This is a genomic window from Acinetobacter sp. SFB, assembly GCF_001647545.1.
Lineage (GTDB): Bacteria > Pseudomonadota > Gammaproteobacteria > Pseudomonadales > Moraxellaceae > Acinetobacter.
This window is the reverse complement of record NZ_LSZH01000001.1, coordinates 374,170-393,395: the sequence shown is the minus strand read 5'-3', so window position 1 is coordinate 393,395 and position 19,226 is coordinate 374,170. Positions and strand designations below refer to the sequence as shown.

Genomic DNA, 19,226 nt, shown 5'->3' with positions numbered 1-19,226 from the left:
CAGATTACTGCTCCAATTGTTTTAAGATATCTGCCGCTACTGCTTGCTCAGCAAAACGACGACTGGATCCTTCACCATATAATACAGGCAAGCCCTCGATAATGCATTCCACTTTGAAATGCTGATTCGGGGCATCGCCTTGAATATCCACAACATCGTAAATAGGGAGAGGCTTTTTACGCGCTTGTAAATATTCCTGTAAGCGTGATTTGGGATCTTTGAGTTGGTCTGTAGGCTCAATATGGTCTAAATATGGCACGTACCATTTCAGTACGATCTCTTGCAAGACTTTTAAATCATTGCAGTCGACATAAATTGCACCAATAATCGATTCTACAGTATCAGCAAGAATAGATTCTCGATGATGTCCACCCGATTTCAACTCACCTGTGCTTAAGATTAAACACGGACCAAGTTTCAAATCGTTTGCAATTTTGCCTAATGCTTCTTGACGAACCAATGTGGCACGCATACGCGTTAAACGCCCTTCATTTTCATGAGGGTAGGCTTGATACAAATAATGGGCAATGATCATCCCTAATAACGAATCGCCTAAAAATTCCAGACGCTCATAATTAGATTTATGACTCACCGAGCGGTGTGTCAGTGCCAGCTGCAATAATTCAGGCTGCTTGAACTGATAACCGATACGGCTGACTAAGTGCATATCACTTAGTTTGGACTGACCTTTGATCAAAACTTTTCTCGAACTTTAACACTAAATCTATATTGAGTAAGAACGGTTTTCTTATCTCATAATCTTTTTTCACTTGCAGACCATCGGTATTGATGACTTGTGCAACATCTTTAAACTTGAGGTCACGAATACCATTCATATCAAAACGCTGCCCCATCTGTTTTTCAAATTCAGAAGGAGAAATATTTTTTGGACTGCTTTGCATTAACTCCGTAATCTGACTATCAATAAGACGATCATCTACATACGGTCCCCACACTGCAATAGCAATTTTCACTAAAAAAGCAAAACCAATAATTGCAATCAAAATTGCAATATACGATGCCCCTTGTTGATTTTTATGCATTTGTTATTTTTCCAATCATGCTTAATCAATTTTACCGTTACGATTAAATGACGGCAATTTAAAACCAGGTTCTTTATGCATCCAGATATAGAATGCACGACCTGTTAAGTTTTCTTCCGGTACAAAGCCCCAAAAACGACTGTCAGCACTTTGATCACGATTATCCCCCATCGCGAAGTAATGACCTTGTGGAACTTTGACTTCCCAATATAAACCATTTTCGGCCGAGTATTTACCATTTTCAACATAATTAATAAATGGTGCTTGGCGTGCAACATTTACATCTTCAAGCTCGCGCATTTTAAAGGTATGTTTACCCAGCGTTTCTTGATGATAAATCGAGGTAGGCGTATCTAAAATATCTTTTTCACGGCTAAATTCAACTGGAACTTTAGCAACCTTATTACCGTTAATAGAAAGTTGTCCGTGATCATAAACAATATGATCGCCGGGCAAACCGACTACACGTTTAATATAACTAATGGTCGGTTGTGGTGGATAACGGAATACAATTACATCACCACGTTCAGGTTCACCCACGTCAATCACTTTGGTATTTACAATAGGTAAACGTATTCCATAATCAAATTTATTGACCAGAATAAAATCGCCGGTTTCCAAGGTTGGAACCATCGAATCGGATGGAATATTAAAAGGTTCAAAGAAAAATGAACGTAGGATCAGCACAACGGCCAACACCGGCCAAAAGTCATACGCCCAGGTGATAATGAAATTCTCATTATCCTTGCCTCGAGTCTGTCTTTGTTTAAAGACAAACTTATCCAACAACCACACCAAAAAGAAAATTAGTGTCGCTGGTACAAGGATTAAATTAAAATCAAAATCCATGGGCATATATCCTCAATTTTATTATCTTTCTACTTTCAATACAGCCAGGAACGCTTCTTGCGGGATTTCAACACTACCCACTTGCTTCATGCGTTTCTTACCTTCTTTTTGCTTAGACAACAGTTTCTTCTTACGTGAAACGTCACCACCATAACATTTAGCCAATACGTTTTTACGCATTGCTTTTACAGTTGAGCGCGCAATAATTTGTGCACCAATTGCAGCCTGAATCGCGACATCAAACATTTGACGTGGAATCAGTTCTTTCATCTTTTCAACCAGTGCAATACCACGATGACGTGCATCATTACGATGAACAATCATTGCCAAGGCATCAACTTTTTCACCATTAATCAACACATCCACTTTCACTAGAGATGAGCTTTCAAAACGGACAAAGTTGTAATCGAGCGAGGCAAACCCACGTGAACATGATTTGAGTCGGTCAAAGAAATCCATTACTACTTCAGCTAGAGGAATTTCAAAAGTCAGGGAGACTTGCTTACCCAAGAACTTCATTTCTTTTTGAACACCACGGCGCTCAACACATAAAGTCATGACGTTACCCAAGTATTCTTGAGGAACCAAAATATGGCATTCAGCAATCGGTTCACGTAAATCTTCAACCGTTGAACCATCAGGCATTTTCGATGGACTGTCGATGTAAATGGTTTCGCCATTTTTCATTAACGCTTCATAAATTACCGTTGGTGCCGAGCTGATGAGGTCTAAATCGTATTCACGCTCTAAACGCTCTTGCACAATTTCCATGTGCAGCATACCCAAGAAACCACAGCGAAAACCAAAACCTAAGGCATCAGAACTTTCTGGTTCAAAAAACAAGGCTGAATCATTAATTTGTAATTTATGCAGTGCTTCACGGAATGGTTCAAAATCACTGGCATCAATTGGGAACAAACCTGCATAGACCTGCGGTTTAACCTTTTTAAAACCAGGTAATACAGCAACGTCAGGGGTCGTAGACAAAGTAAGGGTATCACCTACTGGCGCACCAAAAATATCTTTAATCCCGGCAATGACAAAGCCCACTTCACCCGCTTCTAACTCACCTGTTTCAGTGTGTTTAGGGTTGAAAATACCGACTGAGGTCACGATATGGGTTTGACCAGTCGATTTGACCAGCATTTTATCGCCTTTACGGATACGACCATGTTTGATGCGAACCAGCGAGACAACGCCCAAATAGTTGTCGAACCAAGAATCGACAATTAAGGCTTGTAAAGCAGCATCCCGATCACCTACTGGCGGTGGAATCACATTCACTAGTGTTTCTAAAACACCTTCAACGCCTAATCCTGTTTTTGCAGAACAGGTCGGTGCTTCTGTCGCCTCAATGCCGATAATATCTTCAATTTCTTGAATGACACGCTCAGGTTCAGCCTGAGGTAAATCAATCTTGTTTAAAACAGGAAGGACTTCAAGACCTTGTTCAAGAGCGGTATAACAGTTCGCAACTGATTGAGCTTCAACGCCTTGTGCAGCATCGACAACCAGTAGTGCACCTTCACAGGCAGCAAGAGAGCGAGAAACTTCGTATGAAAAATCCACGTGTCCTGGAGTGTCAATAAAGTTCAGTTGATACTCTTGACCATTGGGGTGAGTGTAATACAAGGTTACTGAAGCAGCTTTAATGGTAATTCCGCGTTCGCGTTCAATGTCCATAGAGTCAAGGACTTGTGCTTGCATTTCGCGTGCTTGCAAACCACCACAAGTTTGAATAAATCGATCGGCAAGTGTCGACTTACCATGATCGATATGCGCAATAATCGAAAAATTTCGTATATTATTGATATTAACTGACTTTTTAGCAACTGCCATAAACTACTCTAAATCAAAACACACAATCACATACTTGAATGAACAAAGTATTTATGACGTGCAAAAAAGGATATTCCGAAGATGTTGCACAGTATAAGCAGTAGATAGTTAAAAATACAGTGAGCTTTTAAAAATAGTCGCTTTCTTCTGCAAAACTTTGCGATAAATCCGCCTTATCCCAGTATTGATATATAAATGTAATGACAGCACTTTAATCCGATCTTTTAAGCTTTTCTCGACAGGAAGGTAGCTATCAATCTTCACCTTTTAAATGGATATTGGTGAAATCTAGCGGATTAATATCAGCTGCTATCGGTTGATAGGCTTGGGTAAACGTCGGTGACATGCGTTTTGGACGACCTGTTGCGATTTCAATACACGCCCATTTGGTATTTCCCGTGAATAAAACACTTTGGTCTTGAGGACGATAGAAAACGTACTGGCGAAAAGAATAGAGTGCGTTGAGATCATTCAACCAGGTGCGCAAGATAATTTTTTCGCCTTCAAACGCAGCTTTTCGATATTGCACATGATGTTCAATTGCCACCATCGCATGCTTCAGCTCAAGATACTCCTTGAGTCCCAAACCCAAAGCGTCAATATGGGCAGTAGCAACGTCCTGTATCCATTGCATATACACCACATTATTGACATGTCCCAAACTGTCAATATGCTCTGCTTGAACGGTCATTTCCAAATCAAAAACTGTGCTCATATATTCTTTAAACCCGTACTCGTTGCAAAAATTTCGTTCAAGGAAACACAGTCTACGTAATTTTAAGATCGAGTAAAATTGCAAAATATAAAAACCACTCATTTTCAGAGTGGTTTTGCTGTTCATTTATTGAGACTATTCAATCCGCATGCCCAAAATTGCGCGTTGATCTTGACGAATTACCGAAACACGTGCAATTGAGCCTTTTTTCAACTCAGACACAGATTTAATAAAATCATTACTGTTCAAAATGGTTTTATTATTGATTTGAGTAATGATGTCCCCTGCCGTCATACGTGCTTGTGCAGCAACTCCCCCTCGCTTCACTTCCTCGACCAAAATACCGCCCTTGACATTCAGCTGCGTTTGTTCCGCGGCAGTGAGGTTACGAATACTCACGCCGATAACTGGACCTTTTTGTTCAGCAGTTTGTTCCACTTTTGCTGGAGTATCATCTGGGGCAGTGGTCAATGTTGCGGAGATATTCCGGGTTTTATCATCGCGTAAAACTTGCAATTGAATGTGTTGATTGGGTGTAGTGCGGTTTAGGTAATTAAGCAAATCCGAAGTTCTTGAAATGGGTGACCCATTATATTTCAAAATGACATCGCCGGACTTAAAGCCGGCTTTGGCGGCTGGAGAATTTGGTGCCACCTGTGTCACCAGCGCACCTTCAGGTTTGGACAGGTTATAAGATTCCGCAAGGGTACGATCGATATCTTGCAGCATTACGCCTAAGTATGAACGTGTCACCTTGCCGTTCTTTTTCAGCTGCTCTGCCACATCCATGGCCACATCAATCGGAATAGAGAAGGATAAGCCCATATATCCTCCAGTCCCACTAAAGATCCGCGAATTCACCCCAACCACTTCACCATTTTGGTTAAACAATGGCCCCCCCGAATTCCCTGGATTCAAAGCCACATCGGTTTGGATAAAAGGAACTGAAGTTTCTCCCATCATGTTGCGCATTTTCGCACTGACAATGCCAGCTGATGCAGAATAATCAAAGCCAAAGGGTGAACCAATCGCCAGTACCGGCTCTCCTACTCTGAGGCGATCAACATTGCCGGTACGTAATTCAGGAAAATTCGAGCCATTGACTTTTAAAAGTGCAACATCGGTACGCTCATCACTTCCAACCACAGTAGCATCAATTTCACGGCGATCGTTCAGCATGATCGTGACTTTAGATGCATCTTCTACCACATGGTGATTGGTCAACAAATAACCATCTTTGCTAATAAAGAATGCACTACCATATCCAGTTTTTTCTTGTGGTGCCTGTTGTTGAGGAATAATCACTCGATTGCCAAAGAAACGTTTCAATATTTCAGGAACTTGCTGCTGTAGCAATTCTTGCTCTGTCATTTTTTTAACGACATTTACACTGACCACTGCAGGACTGACCTGTTCAACTAAATTAGAAAAGTCGACTGTCGATGCTGCTTGGGTTTGCACTGTCGCCATGGTAAATACCACAGCATAAATTCCTTTTTGTACATAGCGATTATTCATATAAAGCCTTCGCTCCATTTCGTTATAAATATGTGTAGACATTTTTTAGCATAAACCTTGTCTATCTGGTGTAATAAGATGTTTGATTATATTTGTATAAACAACAGCTTAAAGATTTCTTAAAAGTTTGTTGGTTTATTACTTTTTCTCATCATACATTAGCATATTAGCTCTTGTTTTTTGATCAAAAAAGCGGTGTTATTAGCGAACTTTTTTTTCGAATTAGCTGATGGACATGTCTAATTTAAACACTACGCATCATTTTGATGTGATCATTGTGGGAAGTGGCGGTGCTGGTTTAAGTCTGGCTTTATCGCTACCCGATCATTTCAATATTGCAGTTTTGGCAAAATCGACTTTAACAGATGCAAGTACTTTTTATGCACAAGGTGGTGTCGCGGCTGTTCTAGATGAAACCGATTCAATTGAACAGCACATTGATGACACCATGATTGCAGGTGCACAGTTATGTGAAATTGAGGCGGTCAAACAAACGGTTGAAGGCGGCAAACCATCGGTTGATTTCCTTTTAAAACATGGTGTCCAATTCACCTTAGACGAACAAGAACAACTGCATTTAACTCGTGAAGGTGGTCATTCACAGCGCCGTATTATTCATGCCGCAGATGCAACCGGTCGTGCCATTTCAACCACTTTAGTTGAACGCGCTCAAGAAAAACAGAACATCACTATTTTTGAAAACTACATTGCCATTGATCTGATTACATCCCAAAAATTAGGGCTGAAAGATCAAGGCAATCGCGCTCTGGGTTTATACGCTTTAGATGAAAAAACTGAAAAAGTTCATACCTTCTTAGCACCCTCTACCGCTTTGGCATGTGGTGGAGCCATGAAAGCCTATCTCTATACTTCTAATCCGGATATAGCGACTGGTGATGGTATTGCCATGGCCTATCGTGCTGGCTGTCGTGTAGCCAATATGGAGTTTAACCAGTTCCATCCAACCTGTCTTTATCACCCTCAAGCACGTTCATTTTTGATTACTGAAGCCATGCGTGGTGAAGGTGCCTATTTACGTCTGCCCGATGGTGAACGCTTCATGTTGCGTTTTGACGAACGTGCTGAACTTGCACCACGTGATATTGTGGCACGTGCCATTGACTATGAAATTAAGCGTTTAGGGATTCGTCATGTGTGGCTGGATATCACCCATAAGCCGGCCAAGTTTGTGAAGGAACATTTCCCTACCTTATATGCCCGTCTATTGGAACTGGGCATCGACATCACCACAGAAATGATTCCGGTGGTTCCTGCTGCACACTATACTTGCGGCGGTGTGGTGGTCGATGAACACAGCCAGACCGATATTGAAGGACTCTATGCGATTGGGGAAACCTCGTATACCGGATTGCATGGTGCTAACCGAATGGCCAGCAACTCACTTTTAGAATGTTTTGTGTATGGCATGAGCGCTGCAAAACATATTGAAAGTCAGTTTGATACCCAATATAAATCTCCCCATGTGCCCGCTTGGGATGATTCTCAGGCGATGAATCCGGATGAAGATGTAGTGATTCTACAAAACTGGGATGAACTGCGTCAGACCATGTGGAACTATGTCGGTATTGTACGAACTACCAAACGTTTGGAACGTGCCCTACACCGTATTGAAATGCTGAAACGGGAAATCAACGAGTATTATCACGATTATCAAGTCAGTAAAAACCTGATTGAACTGCGCAATCTGGTTCTGGTGTCTGAGATGATTGTACGCTGTGCGATGGAGCGTAAAGAATCACGCGGTCTGCACTTTACTTTGGATTATCCTGAACTCTCGGATGAACTGCGTAAAACTGTACTGATGCCACCTAATTTTAAAGTCGAAACGCCTTTGGTTAATGCTTAGCCTTAAATTTTAATAATGATCAAATCAGTAAAAAGCCGAACATGTTTGTTCGGCTTTTTATCGCTGCATCACCTCTATTTATCGCTGAGGCGGTATGGAATAGGTGCTTACAGCATGCGCAATCGGTTCTTCCGAATCAATTGAATACAACCATACATCTCCAACTATCAGTGCCTTGCCGACTTTCATTAATTTGCAAACCGCACGAATATTCTGTTCTGCTGTAGGTTTTCTTAAAAAATTGATGGATAAACTGGTGGTGACTGCCAACGCGACAATGCCGATCTCGCCCAGTATCGCAATATAAAGCGCATAATCGGCCGCAGTCATCATGGTCGGTCCTGACACCGTTCCACCTGGTCTTAAATCCGCAGCTCCCACACGATAAATAATGGATGCGCCTTTTTCAGTCACTTTTTCTATTTCACATTTTTCCAGACTTTGTGGAAATTCAGCCTGTAAAAAAGCAATGATTTCTGCTTTGGTACTTTTCATTTATATTCTATCTTCATCCTTGATCATGCCGAATATAAAAGAATAATCTACTTTAAGCACTGATCTTTTTGATCTTTGTTTTAATCTTGAAAAGTTATTTCAGATAAGCCACTGCCTGTTCAAATACCTGATCTGGCGTTTGTGTCGCATCTATGCGCTTAATTCGTTTACCTTGTTGCCCCCAAAGTTCCTGATAACCTGAACGTACTTTCTCAAAGAAAGTGGCTTTTTCTTGTTCAAACCGATCCAGTGCACCGCGCTCACGTGCGCGTGACATGCCCAGTTCTGTCGGTGCATCCAGCCAAAAAGTGATATTTGGCATATGTGAGACAAAATTTGCATTCAATAACTGCAATTTTTCTTTGCTTAAACCACGCCCCGCACACTGATAAGCGAAACTGGCATCGGTAAAACGATCACAGAGTACGGTTTTACCCGCAGTCAAGGCCGGTACAATGACTTGCTGTAAATGTTGTGCACGTGCTGCATACATTAAAAGCAGCTCGGTATCATGGGCCATACTTTCTTCATGATTAACCGACAACAGTAGTGAACGGATCTGTTCTGCCATCGGTGTGCCACCCGGCTCACGAGTAAGCACGACTTGCCGACCTTGCTGTTCCAAATAGTCATACATTTTACGAATGAGTGTGGTTTTCCCGACACCTTCAGTGCCTTCAAAACTAATAAACATCCCTCACTCCTGCTTCGATTTTAAAACTGACAAGTAATCTTGCACTGCACGATTATGCTCATCTAAACTTGCCGTAAATTTATGTCCACCATTACCTGTTGCCACAAAATAGATATTGTTTGATGCATCGGGATGCATTGCAGCTTCAATGGCTTTTTGACTAGGTAACGCAATCGGTGTGGGCGGCAAACCATTATTGGTATAAGTGTTATAAGAAGTCGGTGTACGTAAATCAGTGCGGGTGATATTGCCTTTATAATTATCTCCCATGCCATAAATCACAGTAGGGTCAGTTTGCAGACGCATGCCCATTTTTAAACGGCGCACAAACACACCGGAAACCTGTTCAAGTTCACGGTCGAGACTGGTTTCTTTTTCAACAATTGAAGCCATAATCAAGGCTTCATATTTATCTTTATAAGGTAAATCCGAGGCGCGATTTGTCCATGCGGCATCTAAAGATTTCATTTGACGATTATACAAATCCGTCAGAATCTTTTTATCTGTTTCGCCTTTGGCAAAGAAATAGGTATCCGGCGCAAACAGACCTTCAGGATGCGTAAACGGAATATTCAACGCTTGCAGCATCTGCTCCTGCGGAAGATTCAGCACTTCTTTGGTGACTAGATCATCTTTCTTTAGAAGTTCAACTAACTGTTTAAAGGTCGTTCCTTCAATCACTAAAATACGGTTCATTTGCGCATTTTCAGAATTCGCTACCATATCCATCACTTGACGAATAGTCATGCCCTGACGCACTTCATACACACCGGCTTTCATGGTGTCATGAATCATAATTTTTTGATAAAGCTTTAATATAATGGGAAAACTGACTTTATCTTCTTTGGCTAAGCGATCAATAAAACCTGAATAGGTATCACCAGTTCCAATCGCCAGCATCTGCTTTTGACCTTGGACGGGGTAAGCCTTAAATAAGCTTGACCATAAGATGACTGAAGCCATCACCACAAAACCCAGGAATAGAATGATCAAACCTTTCAATGGAAATGCTTTTCTGGCTTTCTTTTTTGAATTTTTCTGTGTGCTGGACATATTAACGAATCTGATTCAGTTGAAGGATATTAAACAGTTCAATACAGGCTTGAACATTCAAAGTTTGCTGATTAAGTTCAGTCACAACTTTCATTGGACTTAAGGCATTACAGAAAAACAGACTTTCAAATTTTGAAATTTCTTCCATATCAATAAAGCGCTGTTGGCAATGAATACCTTGTTGTTGCATACGAGATAATATCTCCGCGCGCATCACACCATGGACGCCATTATAACGAAGTTCTGGCGTAATCCATGTATTGTTTAAACGAATGAAACAATTACTGCTTACTCCTTCAACAACAGTGCCTTGCACATCGGTTACCAGTGCTTCCGCCCATCCTTTTTGATCGGCCTCACTTTTTAACAACACCTGTTCCAAACGATTCAGGCTTTTTACTCCAACCAGACTTGGCATGGTTAGACCTAAGGCTTGCTGCAGTACACCCGATTTAATTTTTTCAATTTGAAAATCATCAACAACCTGAGGATAAAAAAACACCCATACATCCGCTGAATGCTCAGGCAAGCTGTATCCGCGCTGTCCTTCACCACGACTAATAATGATTTTAAACGTACCATTCACTGCTAAAAATTTCTTTTGCAGTAAAACCAAGCTTTTTTGAATCACACTCAAATCAGCTTTTAACAGCAGTCGTTCACAACCTAAATGCAGCCGTGCCATATGCAGGTTTTCAAGCTCTATTTTGCCATGCCGCACACGCGCTGTCGTAAAACAGCCATCACCATAATGGAAAGCGCGATCCAATAATGAAATTTCGTTTATTTCCTCTGCATTCTTAAAACATGGCATAACAAAGCGTCCTGTGAATGATGACTTAGTTTAAAACAGCAGTCTTAGATTTATAGCTTTTTTATTCATATCAAATTCATTTCTTATTATTTTTTTAATAAAAAAGATGACGCTATTCTCCGCATTGTACAAAACATAAATAATTTAAATGTAAAGGATAGCAAAAATGCGCTCATTAAAAATCGGGGTTTTAGCAGCAGTTATTTCGGCAACATCTTTTAGTGCGCTTGCAAAAGACTTTTTAAACGTTTCTTACGATCCAACTCGTGAACTGTATGAAAACTATAATAAAGAGTTTGGTGCATATTGGAAGAAAACCACAGGCCAAGAAATTAACTTCAAACAATCACACGGCGGTTCAGGCAAACAGGCACGTTCCGTCATTGATGGTCTTGATGCAGACGTTGTGACTTTAGCGCTGGCTGCAGATATTGATGCCATTGCTGAAAATACAAATCTGCTGCCAAAAGACTGGCAGAAAAAGTTTCCCAATAACTCGACCCCTTATACCTCAACCATCGTATTTCTGGTACATAAAGGCAATCCGAAAGGCATTAAAGATTGGGGCGATTTGGTTAAACCCGACATCGGAATTATCACACCTAATCCTAAAACCTCTGGCGGTGCACGCTGGAACTATTTAGCAGCATGGGCGTGGGCAAAACACCAACCGGGTGGCAACGATACCAAAGCCCAAGAATTTGTACGCAAAATCTATAAAAATACCAAAGTTCTTGATTCTGGCGCACGTGGTGCAACCACCACATTTGCTGAACGCGGTATTGGCGATGTATTACTGGCTTGGGAAAATGAAGCTCACTTGGCAATTCGTGAACAGCCGGGCAAGTTTGAAATTATCACACCGTCATTGTCTATTTTGGCAGAACCGCCTGTAGCGATTGTTGAAAAGAATGCACAGAAAGATGGCAATCTGAACATAGCGAAAGCTTACTTAAACTATCTGTACTCACCTGCAGGCCAGACTGTGGCTGCCAACAACTTTTATCGTCCGCGCAATGCGGCTGTATTGGCAAAATACAAATCCGTATTCAAACCATTAAAGCTGGTGACCATTGATAAAGAATTTGGTGGCTGGACTAAGGTTCAAAAACAACATTTTGATAATGGCGGTATTTTCGACCAAATCGTAAAAGCAAATAGCACCAAATAATTTGGGAAAATTAAGAACAGTACTGGCTTTATTGATAAGGCCAGTGCTTTGGATACGGAACAGGCTTCTTTTATCTCTTTTTTTCATATTAAATTCATTTTTTATTATTTTTTATGCATAAAGTATGGCGCTATTCTGCATTCATGTTACAAAACAGTTAAGAATATTGAGGTTGGCATGAGCATTTCAGCAAAATTAAAGTTAGGGGTTTTAGCAGCAGTTATCTCTGCTACCTCTTTTAGCGCACTCGCAAAAGACTTTTTAAATGTCTCTTATGACCCAACCCGTGAACTTTATGAAGATGTCAATAAACAGTTCGGCAAATACTGGGAAAGCCGTACCGGTCAAAAAATTAACTTCAAGCAATCTCATGGTGGTTCTGGCAAACAAGCACGTGCAGTGATTGATGGTTTAGATGCTGATGTGGTGACGCTTGCGCTTGCTGCGGATATTGACGTGATTGAACAAAAAACCAAACTTCTTCCAGCTGACTGGCAAAAGAAACTTCCTCATAACTCAACACCCTATACCTCTACAATTGTTTTTTTGGTACGTAAAGGCAACCCGAAAGGTCTAAAAGACTGGGGCGACTTAGTTAAACCAGGTGTCGGGATCATCACGCCAAATCCTAAAACTTCTGGCGGTGCGCGCTGGAACTATTTAGCCGCTTGGGCATGGGCGAAACACCAAGCCGGTGGTAACGATAAAACGGCTCAAGAATTCGTGCGTAAAATCTATAAAAACACCAAAGTGCTTGACTCTGGCGCACGTGGTGCAACAACAACATTTGCTGAACGCGGCATGGGTGACGTATTACTGGCTTGGGAAAATGAAGCTTACTTGGCGATTCGTGAACAGCCGGGTAAATTCGAAATCGTCACCCCTAGCCTGTCTATTCTGGCTGAGCCACCCGTGGCGATTGTAGAAAAGAATGCCGAGAAAAAAGGCAACAAATACCTGGCACAAGGTTACTTGAACTTCTTGTACTCTCCATTGGGTCAAGAAATTTCAGCACGTAACTTCTACCGTCCACGTAACGCAAAAGTGTTAGCAAAATATAGCAATGTATTCAAGCCACTTAAACTTGTCACCATTGATCAGGAATTTGGCGGTTGGGATAAAGTTCAAAAAGCTCACTTTGAGAATGGTGGCATCTTTGACCAAATCGTAAAAGCCAATAACGCAAAATAATCGCGCTGGAAAGATAGAGGAGCATCGACATGATTCATACCGTAATTGTTCCAGGTGTAGGTGGCAGTGAACCTGCTCACTGGCAGTCTTGGTTACAACGACAACTTATGTCATGCTCTCGTGTGCAACAACAGGACTGGCATAAACCGGTACTTGAAACCTGGATAAGCGAATTTGTAAATACCGTGTCTCCAATTCAAGGCTCTATCCAAATTGTTGCACATAGCTTTGGTTGCCTCACCACTGTTGCAGCACTGGCGCAGCACCCTGAACTCAATCAAAAAATTAAAAATTTGATTTTGGTTGCTCCAGCCAATCCTGCACGTTTTGGTGAAGCCGGCTTTGCACGTGATAGCCAACAAGATTATCAACGTTATTTTCATCAGTTAAAAACTGTCGTTCCTACTACTTTACTGATCAGTGAAAACGACCCGTGGTTAAGTTTTGAAGATGCCCAATGCTTAGCCCAAGCATGGAAGCTCAATCCGATTAATCTGGGCCAGGTCGGACATATTAATGTGGCTTCCGGTTTTGGTCCGTTTCCTGAAATTTATGATTATTTGATTTCAGAGAATGTACTGCAACATATCAATTTTTCTGATGAGAGCAAGTATTATTTTAAATTTGCAATTTAGAGTATGCAAATTATGCTTGTGCCGAATTAAACTTTTATTTTTGCTGACTTAATTGGTCAGCATTTTCTCTTTTGAGGAGTAATCATGTCGCAGCGATCCCGAGTGCTGCCAGGATTTGGTCTTTCTCTAGGCTTTACCCTAGCGTATTTGTCATTAATTGTTCTTATTCCACTCTCTGCAGTGTTTATTAAATCACTGGGAATTGGTTGGGACGGTTTATGGGAAATTTTAAGTTCAGAACGTATCCTAAAATCTTTGCAGTTAAGTTTTAGTGCCGCACTTATTGCTGCCTTAGTCAATGTGATCTTTGGTCTGTTACTGGCATGGTGTCTGGTTCGTTACAGCTTTCCTGGCAAACGAATTATTGATGCTTTAGTCGACTTACCCTTTGCTTTGCCAACCGCAGTTGCCGGTATCGCCCTGACCTCTTTATATGCACCTACCGGCTGGATTGGTCAGTACCTGGAACCGATGGGCATTAAAGTGGCTTATACTCCGATCGGGATCACGCTTGCGCTGATTTTTATTGGCTTACCTTTCGTTGTTCGTACGGTACAACCTGTTTTAAGTGATATGGAAACCGAACTGGAAGAAGCTGCGTCAGCACTCGGCGCCAACCGTTTTCAGATTATAACCAAAATCATTATGCCGATTCTGTTCCCTGCACTATTGACTGGTTTTGCCTTGGCATTTGCACGTGGTGTCGGTGAATACGGTTCAGTGATCTTTATTGCCGGTAACCAGCCCTATGAAACTGAAATCGCGCCATTGATGATTATTTCGCGTTTAGAAGAATATGATTACGCAGGTGCAACCACGATTGCGGTGGTGATGTTGTTAATTTCTTTTACGATTTTATTCCTGATTAACTTGCTACAAGCATGGGCAAGCCGCCGTACAGGGAGAACAGCCCGATGAGCTTAACGACCAATAGCAATGCTTTAGCAGAAAAATTGCAATCTCGTGATGCAACCCGCGAACCGACCTGGGTACGTAATGTTCTGATCACCATTGCGCTGATCTTTTTCTTGAGCTGCCTGATTCTGCCGTTAGTTTTGGTTTTTGTGGAAGCCTTTAAGCAAGGGGTTGCGGTTTATTTCCAAGCCTTGATCAATCCAGACACTTTATCTGCAGTAAAACTGACTTTATTGACCGCTGCGATTGCCGTACCCTTAAATGTGGTGTTTGGTGTTGCTGCTGCATGGTCTGTTGCGAAATTCAACTTCCGTGGTAAATCTCTTTTAACCACCATTATTGACATTCCATTCTCGGTATCCCCGGTCATTGCAGGCATGATGCTGGTGCTGATTTTTGGTACTCAAGGCTGGATGGGCAGCTGGCTGATGGATCACGACATCAAAGTATTGTATGCCGTGCCTGCCATTGTACTTGCAACCATCTTTATTACCGTTCCTTTTGTGGCGCGTGAACTGATTCCTTTAATGGAAGCACAAGGCACTGAAGAAGAAGAAGCGGCAATTGTACTCGGTGCTTCCGGTTGGCAAACCTTCTATAAAGTGACCTTGCCGAATATTAAGTGGGGTCTGATTTATGGTGTGATTCTGTGTAATGCCCGTGCCATGGGTGAATTCGGTGCGGTATCGGTGGTGTCTGGACATATCCGCGGCGAAACCAATACTCTACCGTTACATGTAGAAATTCTCTATAACGAATATACCTTTAGTGCTGCGTTTGCAGTGTCCTCTTTGTTGGCCTTACTTGCTATTGTGACCCTGATTTTAAAAGCCTGGGTTGAGATTCGCCAAGAGAACCAAAACAAACGTAATGAAGATTCAACAGTTTCTTAAGGAATGACATCATGAGTATTCAAGTTAAAAATATTGAAAAACACTTTGGTGCATTCCATGCACTTAATAATATTTCACTGGATTTTCCGGATGGGCAACTGGTGGCATTACTTGGGCCATCAGGCTGCGGAAAAACCACCTTGCTGCGCATTATTGCAGGCCTGGAATCAGCCGATGGCGGTCAGGTGATTCTTGAAGGTGAAGATGCAACCGATGTTCACGTTCGCGAACGTCAAGTGGGCTTCGTTTTTCAGCACTATGCCTTGTTCCGTCACATGACCGTATTTGAAAACATTGCTTTTGGTTTACGTGTTCGTCCGCGCTCGACCCGCCCTTCTGAAGCTGAAATCAAAAAGCGTGTCACCCGTTTACTCGATTTGGTTCAGCTCGGTTTCTTGGCAGATCGTTTCCCGGCTCAGTTATCAGGCGGTCAGCGTCAACGTATTGCATTGGCGCGAGCACTCGCTGTTGAGCCTCGCGTACTGTTACTGGATGAACCTTTTGGTGCACTCGATGCCAAAGTGCGTAAAGAACTGCGTCGCTGGTTACGTACTTTGCATGATGAATTGCATATCACTTCTATTTTCGTCACCCACGATCAGGAAGAAGCTTTGGAAGTAGCTGACCAGATTATCGTTATGAACAAAGGTAATGTAGAGCAAATTGGTTCACCGCGTGAAGTCTATGAACAACCGGCAACGCCATTTGTTTTTGACTTCCTCGGTCAGGCCAATCGTTTCGAAGGTCAAAATCAGCAAGGTATTATTCATCTGGGTGAAGACCGTATTCAGTTGCCACAAGTGAAAGATGCACCCCAAGGTGAAATCATTGCATTTGCGCGTCCAAACGAACTCAGTATTCATGCAACTCCGCAAGAAAATGCCATTCAAGCCACTTTTTTACGTGAAATCTGGATTGCCGGTAAAGTGCTTGCCGAACTTCAAGATCGCCAAGGTAATTTGATTGAAATTTCGCTTAGCTCTGAAGAAGCCAAATTACATCAATTCAAACCAAATCAAACTGTGTGGTTAAGCCCATCTGCATTGCATTTATTTGCCAATGACGTCGCTTAAAAACAAATAGATGGGGCAAAAAAGCCCCATCCCCTTTTAAGGTATGCAGAATCATGAATTTCCAACAATTAAGAATTATTCGAGAAACCGTTAGACAAAACTTTAATTTAACTGAAGCTTCAGCAGCACTTTACACCTCGCAATCGGGGGTAAGTAAACACATCAAAGATTTGGAAGATGAACTGGGCGTACAACTGTTTATCCGCAAAGGGAAACGTCTGCTGGGTTTAACTGAGCCGGGTCAGTCTTTACTGGGTATTGTTGAGCGCATGCTGGTCGATGCAGACAACATTAAACGTCTGGCAGATGACTTTAACCGCGTTGATGAAGGCACGCTCACGATTGCAACCACCCATACTCAAGCGCGTTATGTATTGCCGCCGATTGTGAACCAATTTAAAAAAGAATTTCCAAAAGTCCATCTGATTTTGCAACAGGCCAGTCCGGTTGAAATTACTGAAATGCTACTTCAAGGCGAAGCCGATATCGGTATTGCGACCGAGTCTTTAACCACTGAAGACAACCTCGCGAGTGTGCCTTTTTATACTTGGCAACACAGTATTATTACGCCACAAAATCATCCACTGGCCAGCAAAACTGATATTAGTTTAGAAGATTTGTCGCAATATCCGCTGATTACTTATCACGGCGGCTTCACCGGTCGTTCAAAAATTGATAAGGCCTTTGAAGAGGCAGGAATTGATATTGATATTGTGATGTCAGCGCTTGATGCTGATGTCATCAAGACCTATGTTGAACTGAATATGGGCGTCGGTATTGTCAATAATGTCGCTTACGATGCAGAACGTGACTACCGTTTGAAACAAATTCCTACCGATATTTTTGGGGTGAATACCACCTGGATTGCGGTGCGTAAAGGACATTTACTGCGCGGATATGGTTATGAGTTTGTTTCACTCTGCTCACCCGAAGCAGACATCAAGGCACTGAAACGGGTGGCTTATCCAGAAGATTAAAAATCACATTATTTTTTAGATCAGGGATATCACAATATCCCTTTTTTAATCCTCATTCATAATTTCAATTATTTACTTATCAATAATATAAAAAAAATCCCCCTTGGATCATTACAGTATAAATAATTTGAAATCTAGACTTGCTCATTTTGGATAAAACCGCATAAAGTAGTACATATGTATAAAAAGCATTCAAGCACATCCTGTGTACTCATAATTTAAACCATGACTTTATAGCTATATTTCAATATTCAATTTGGGGTTATTCATGAAAGCTACGGCCTTTGGCATCAGTGTTTGCATTTTTTTGCCTACACAGGTTTTTTCCGCAGCACTTGAAACTTCCAACCAAAGTATTGCAATATTTTTACAGCCCGAGAATTACGCTGAATTTTCAACCATATTTGTTGATGCCAATATTTCAGGGAATAGCTACCGACCTGCAGCCAATAATCCATCGATATATGCAGAAAGCTCTACACAAAATTTTGTTAATCACTTTTATCTATCTAGCATGGCATTAAAATTACAACTCGATCCCAATTGGTCTCTAGGTTTTATTTATGATCAACCTTTTGGAACCAATGTTGGTTATGCGTTGGATCCCGTTGCCACTAGTGCGGATAATTTAGTCAATGCGGTGCACTTTAAATTGGATACTAACAATCTCACCACCCTAGTCGGCTATCAGCCAAATCAATCTTGGAATGTCTATACAGGCTTAAGTTATCAAAGCTTAAAAACACATTTGAATATTTCAGCTCAATCGATGGGCCTACGAGTCGATTATATTGGGGAAATAAAAAAAGATTCATCAACTGGTTGGCTCACTGGGATGAGCTATCAACGACCTGAATATGCTCTTCAGACCTCACTCACTTACCGCTCTAAAATCCGACATAAGCAAAAATTTCAGGAAAAAGTCAGCACAGTTCCAGATATCCCTTTACTCAATTTAGCATCAGACCAGAACACCAACATAGAAATACCTCAATCAGTCAACCTTGAATTTCAATCCGGCATAACAGCCAATAATTTAATTTATGCATCAGTGCGCTGGGTCAATTGGCAAAATTTCAAAATTGTTTCACCTTTGATCAGTTCAGTTAGCGATACCCCTGTCCCTTTAGTGGATTATCAGACAGATCAGTGGACTACAACTTTAGGTCTCGCCCATATACTGAATGACAAATGGATATTGATGACCGATATAGGACGAGATAGCGGTAACGATAATCCTGCTTCTACCTTAAGCCCTTCAGATGGTTTCTATAGTTTTGGGATCGGTGGTTTTTATAATATTCAGCCTAATTTATTTATTGCCAGTGGCATAAAATATTTAAAGTTCAATAAAGCAAAAATTCAGCAGGATCAGAATGGTTCAGGCAGTTTATTTGGCCCTTTATCTACAGTAAATAATAATGATGCGCTTGCTTATGGTCTCAAAGTCGGTTATCGCTTTTAATCAAAATATTTAAAACCTC

The 19,226-nt window shown here is 41.5% G+C and carries 19 protein-coding genes; 9 read left to right on the top strand and 10 right to left on the bottom strand.

Features of this window, described 5'->3' with window-relative positions; all coding sequences use genetic code 11:
* Positions 1 to 4: 4 nt before the first annotated feature.
* The 6 genes from rnc to AY606_RS01815 form a co-directional block, all read right to left on the bottom strand.
* Positions 5 to 697, bottom strand: a complete 693-nt coding sequence (gene rnc / locus AY606_RS01840) for a ribonuclease III (RefSeq protein WP_067863837.1) — start codon at positions 695 to 697, stop codon at positions 5 to 7.
* The gene (locus AY606_RS01835; RefSeq protein WP_067863834.1) at positions 669 to 1,043 is read right to left on the bottom strand and encodes a DUF4845 domain-containing protein; all 375 of its coding nucleotides are present in this window, start codon (positions 1,041 to 1,043) and stop codon (positions 669 to 671) included. Before AY606_RS01835 ends, rnc begins: the two co-directional genes overlap by 29 nt.
* 21 nt (positions 1,044 to 1,064) lie before the next feature.
* The gene (gene lepB, locus AY606_RS01830) at positions 1,065 to 1,892 is read right to left on the bottom strand and encodes a signal peptidase I (protein ID WP_067864504.1); all 828 of its coding nucleotides are present in this window, start codon (positions 1,890 to 1,892) and stop codon (positions 1,065 to 1,067) included.
* Between the two features lie 21 nt (positions 1,893 to 1,913).
* A complete protein-coding gene (gene lepA / locus AY606_RS01825) occupies positions 1,914 to 3,731 on the bottom strand; it encodes a translation elongation factor 4 (RefSeq protein WP_067863831.1) in 1,818 nt (605 codons plus the stop codon).
* 253 nt (positions 3,732 to 3,984) lie between these two features.
* Positions 3,985 to 4,446 carry an acyl-CoA thioesterase gene (locus tag AY606_RS01820; protein ID WP_067863828.1) on the bottom strand — a complete coding sequence of 154 codons (462 nt, stop codon included), beginning with the start codon at positions 4,444 to 4,446 and terminating at the stop codon, positions 3,985 to 3,987.
* Between the two features lie 135 nt (positions 4,447 to 4,581).
* Positions 4,582 to 5,964: a Do family serine endopeptidase gene (locus AY606_RS01815; protein ID WP_067863826.1), complete on the bottom strand. Its 1,383-nt coding sequence runs from the start codon at positions 5,962 to 5,964 to the stop codon at positions 4,582 to 4,584.
* Positions 5,965 to 6,193: 229 nt separating this feature from the next.
* On the opposite strand from AY606_RS01815, the gene nadB reads away from it, so the two are divergent.
* On the top strand, positions 6,194 to 7,831 hold the full coding sequence (gene nadB, locus AY606_RS01810) for an L-aspartate oxidase (protein ID WP_171255336.1): 1,638 nt from the start codon (positions 6,194 to 6,196) through the stop codon (positions 7,829 to 7,831).
* Positions 7,832 to 7,909: 78 nt separating this feature from the next.
* On the opposite strand, the gene AY606_RS01805 is transcribed toward nadB, so the two are convergent.
* The 4 genes from AY606_RS01805 to pabC all read right to left on the bottom strand — a co-directional run bounded on the left by AY606_RS01805 (position 7,910) and on the right by pabC (position 10,887).
* A complete protein-coding gene (locus AY606_RS01805) occupies positions 7,910 to 8,326 on the bottom strand; it encodes a PaaI family thioesterase (protein WP_067863820.1) in 417 nt (138 codons plus the stop codon).
* Positions 8,327 to 8,420: 94 nt separating this feature from the next.
* Positions 8,421 to 9,020: a dTMP kinase gene (tmk, locus tag AY606_RS01800; protein ID WP_067863817.1), complete on the bottom strand. Its 600-nt coding sequence runs from the start codon at positions 9,018 to 9,020 to the stop codon at positions 8,421 to 8,423.
* 3 nt (positions 9,021 to 9,023) lie between these two features.
* The gene (gene mltG / locus AY606_RS01795) at positions 9,024 to 10,073 is read right to left on the bottom strand and encodes an endolytic transglycosylase MltG (protein WP_067863814.1); all 1,050 of its coding nucleotides are present in this window, start codon (positions 10,071 to 10,073) and stop codon (positions 9,024 to 9,026) included.
* A 1-nt stretch (position 10,074) separates the two neighbouring features.
* The gene (gene pabC / locus AY606_RS01790) at positions 10,075 to 10,887 is read right to left on the bottom strand and encodes an aminodeoxychorismate lyase (RefSeq protein WP_067863811.1); all 813 of its coding nucleotides are present in this window, start codon (positions 10,885 to 10,887) and stop codon (positions 10,075 to 10,077) included.
* A gap of 166 nt (positions 10,888 to 11,053) precedes the next feature.
* Here pabC and AY606_RS01785 point away from each other — a divergent pair, with 166 nt between their 5' ends.
* The 8 genes from AY606_RS01785 to AY606_RS01750 all read left to right on the top strand — a co-directional run bounded on the left by AY606_RS01785 (position 11,054) and on the right by AY606_RS01750 (position 19,207).
* Positions 11,054 to 12,058, top strand: coding sequence for a sulfate ABC transporter substrate-binding protein (locus AY606_RS01785; protein ID WP_067863808.1), 1,005 nt, complete (start codon positions 11,054 to 11,056; stop codon positions 12,056 to 12,058).
* Between the two features lie 177 nt (positions 12,059 to 12,235).
* Complete coding sequence (locus AY606_RS01780; protein WP_067863805.1) at positions 12,236 to 13,249, top strand: sulfate ABC transporter substrate-binding protein; 1,014 nt, start codon at positions 12,236 to 12,238, stop codon at positions 13,247 to 13,249.
* Positions 13,250 to 13,278: 29 nt separating this feature from the next.
* Positions 13,279 to 13,884: an alpha/beta hydrolase gene (locus tag AY606_RS01775; RefSeq protein ID WP_067863802.1), complete on the top strand. Its 606-nt coding sequence runs from the start codon at positions 13,279 to 13,281 to the stop codon at positions 13,882 to 13,884.
* 84 nt (positions 13,885 to 13,968) lie between these two features.
* Entirely contained in the window at positions 13,969 to 14,802 is an 834-nt protein-coding gene (cysT, locus tag AY606_RS01770; RefSeq protein ID WP_067863800.1) for a sulfate ABC transporter permease subunit CysT, read from the top strand.
* Positions 14,799 to 15,692 carry a sulfate ABC transporter permease subunit CysW gene (gene cysW, locus AY606_RS01765; protein ID WP_067863798.1) on the top strand — a complete coding sequence of 298 codons (894 nt, stop codon included), beginning with the start codon at positions 14,799 to 14,801 and terminating at the stop codon, positions 15,690 to 15,692. The genes cysT and cysW overlap by 4 nt, the downstream gene beginning before the upstream one ends.
* A gap of 11 nt (positions 15,693 to 15,703) precedes the next feature.
* Entirely contained in the window at positions 15,704 to 16,765 is a 1,062-nt protein-coding gene (locus AY606_RS01760; protein ID WP_067863783.1) for a sulfate/molybdate ABC transporter ATP-binding protein, read from the top strand.
* Positions 16,766 to 16,818: 53 nt separating this feature from the next.
* On the top strand, positions 16,819 to 17,742 hold the full coding sequence (locus tag AY606_RS01755; RefSeq protein ID WP_067863781.1) for a CysB family HTH-type transcriptional regulator: 924 nt from the start codon (positions 16,819 to 16,821) through the stop codon (positions 17,740 to 17,742).
* A 268-nt stretch (positions 17,743 to 18,010) separates the two neighbouring features.
* Entirely contained in the window at positions 18,011 to 19,207 is a 1,197-nt protein-coding gene (locus AY606_RS01750) for an OmpP1/FadL family transporter (protein ID WP_067863778.1), read from the top strand.
* Positions 19,208 to 19,226 lie beyond the last annotated feature (19 nt).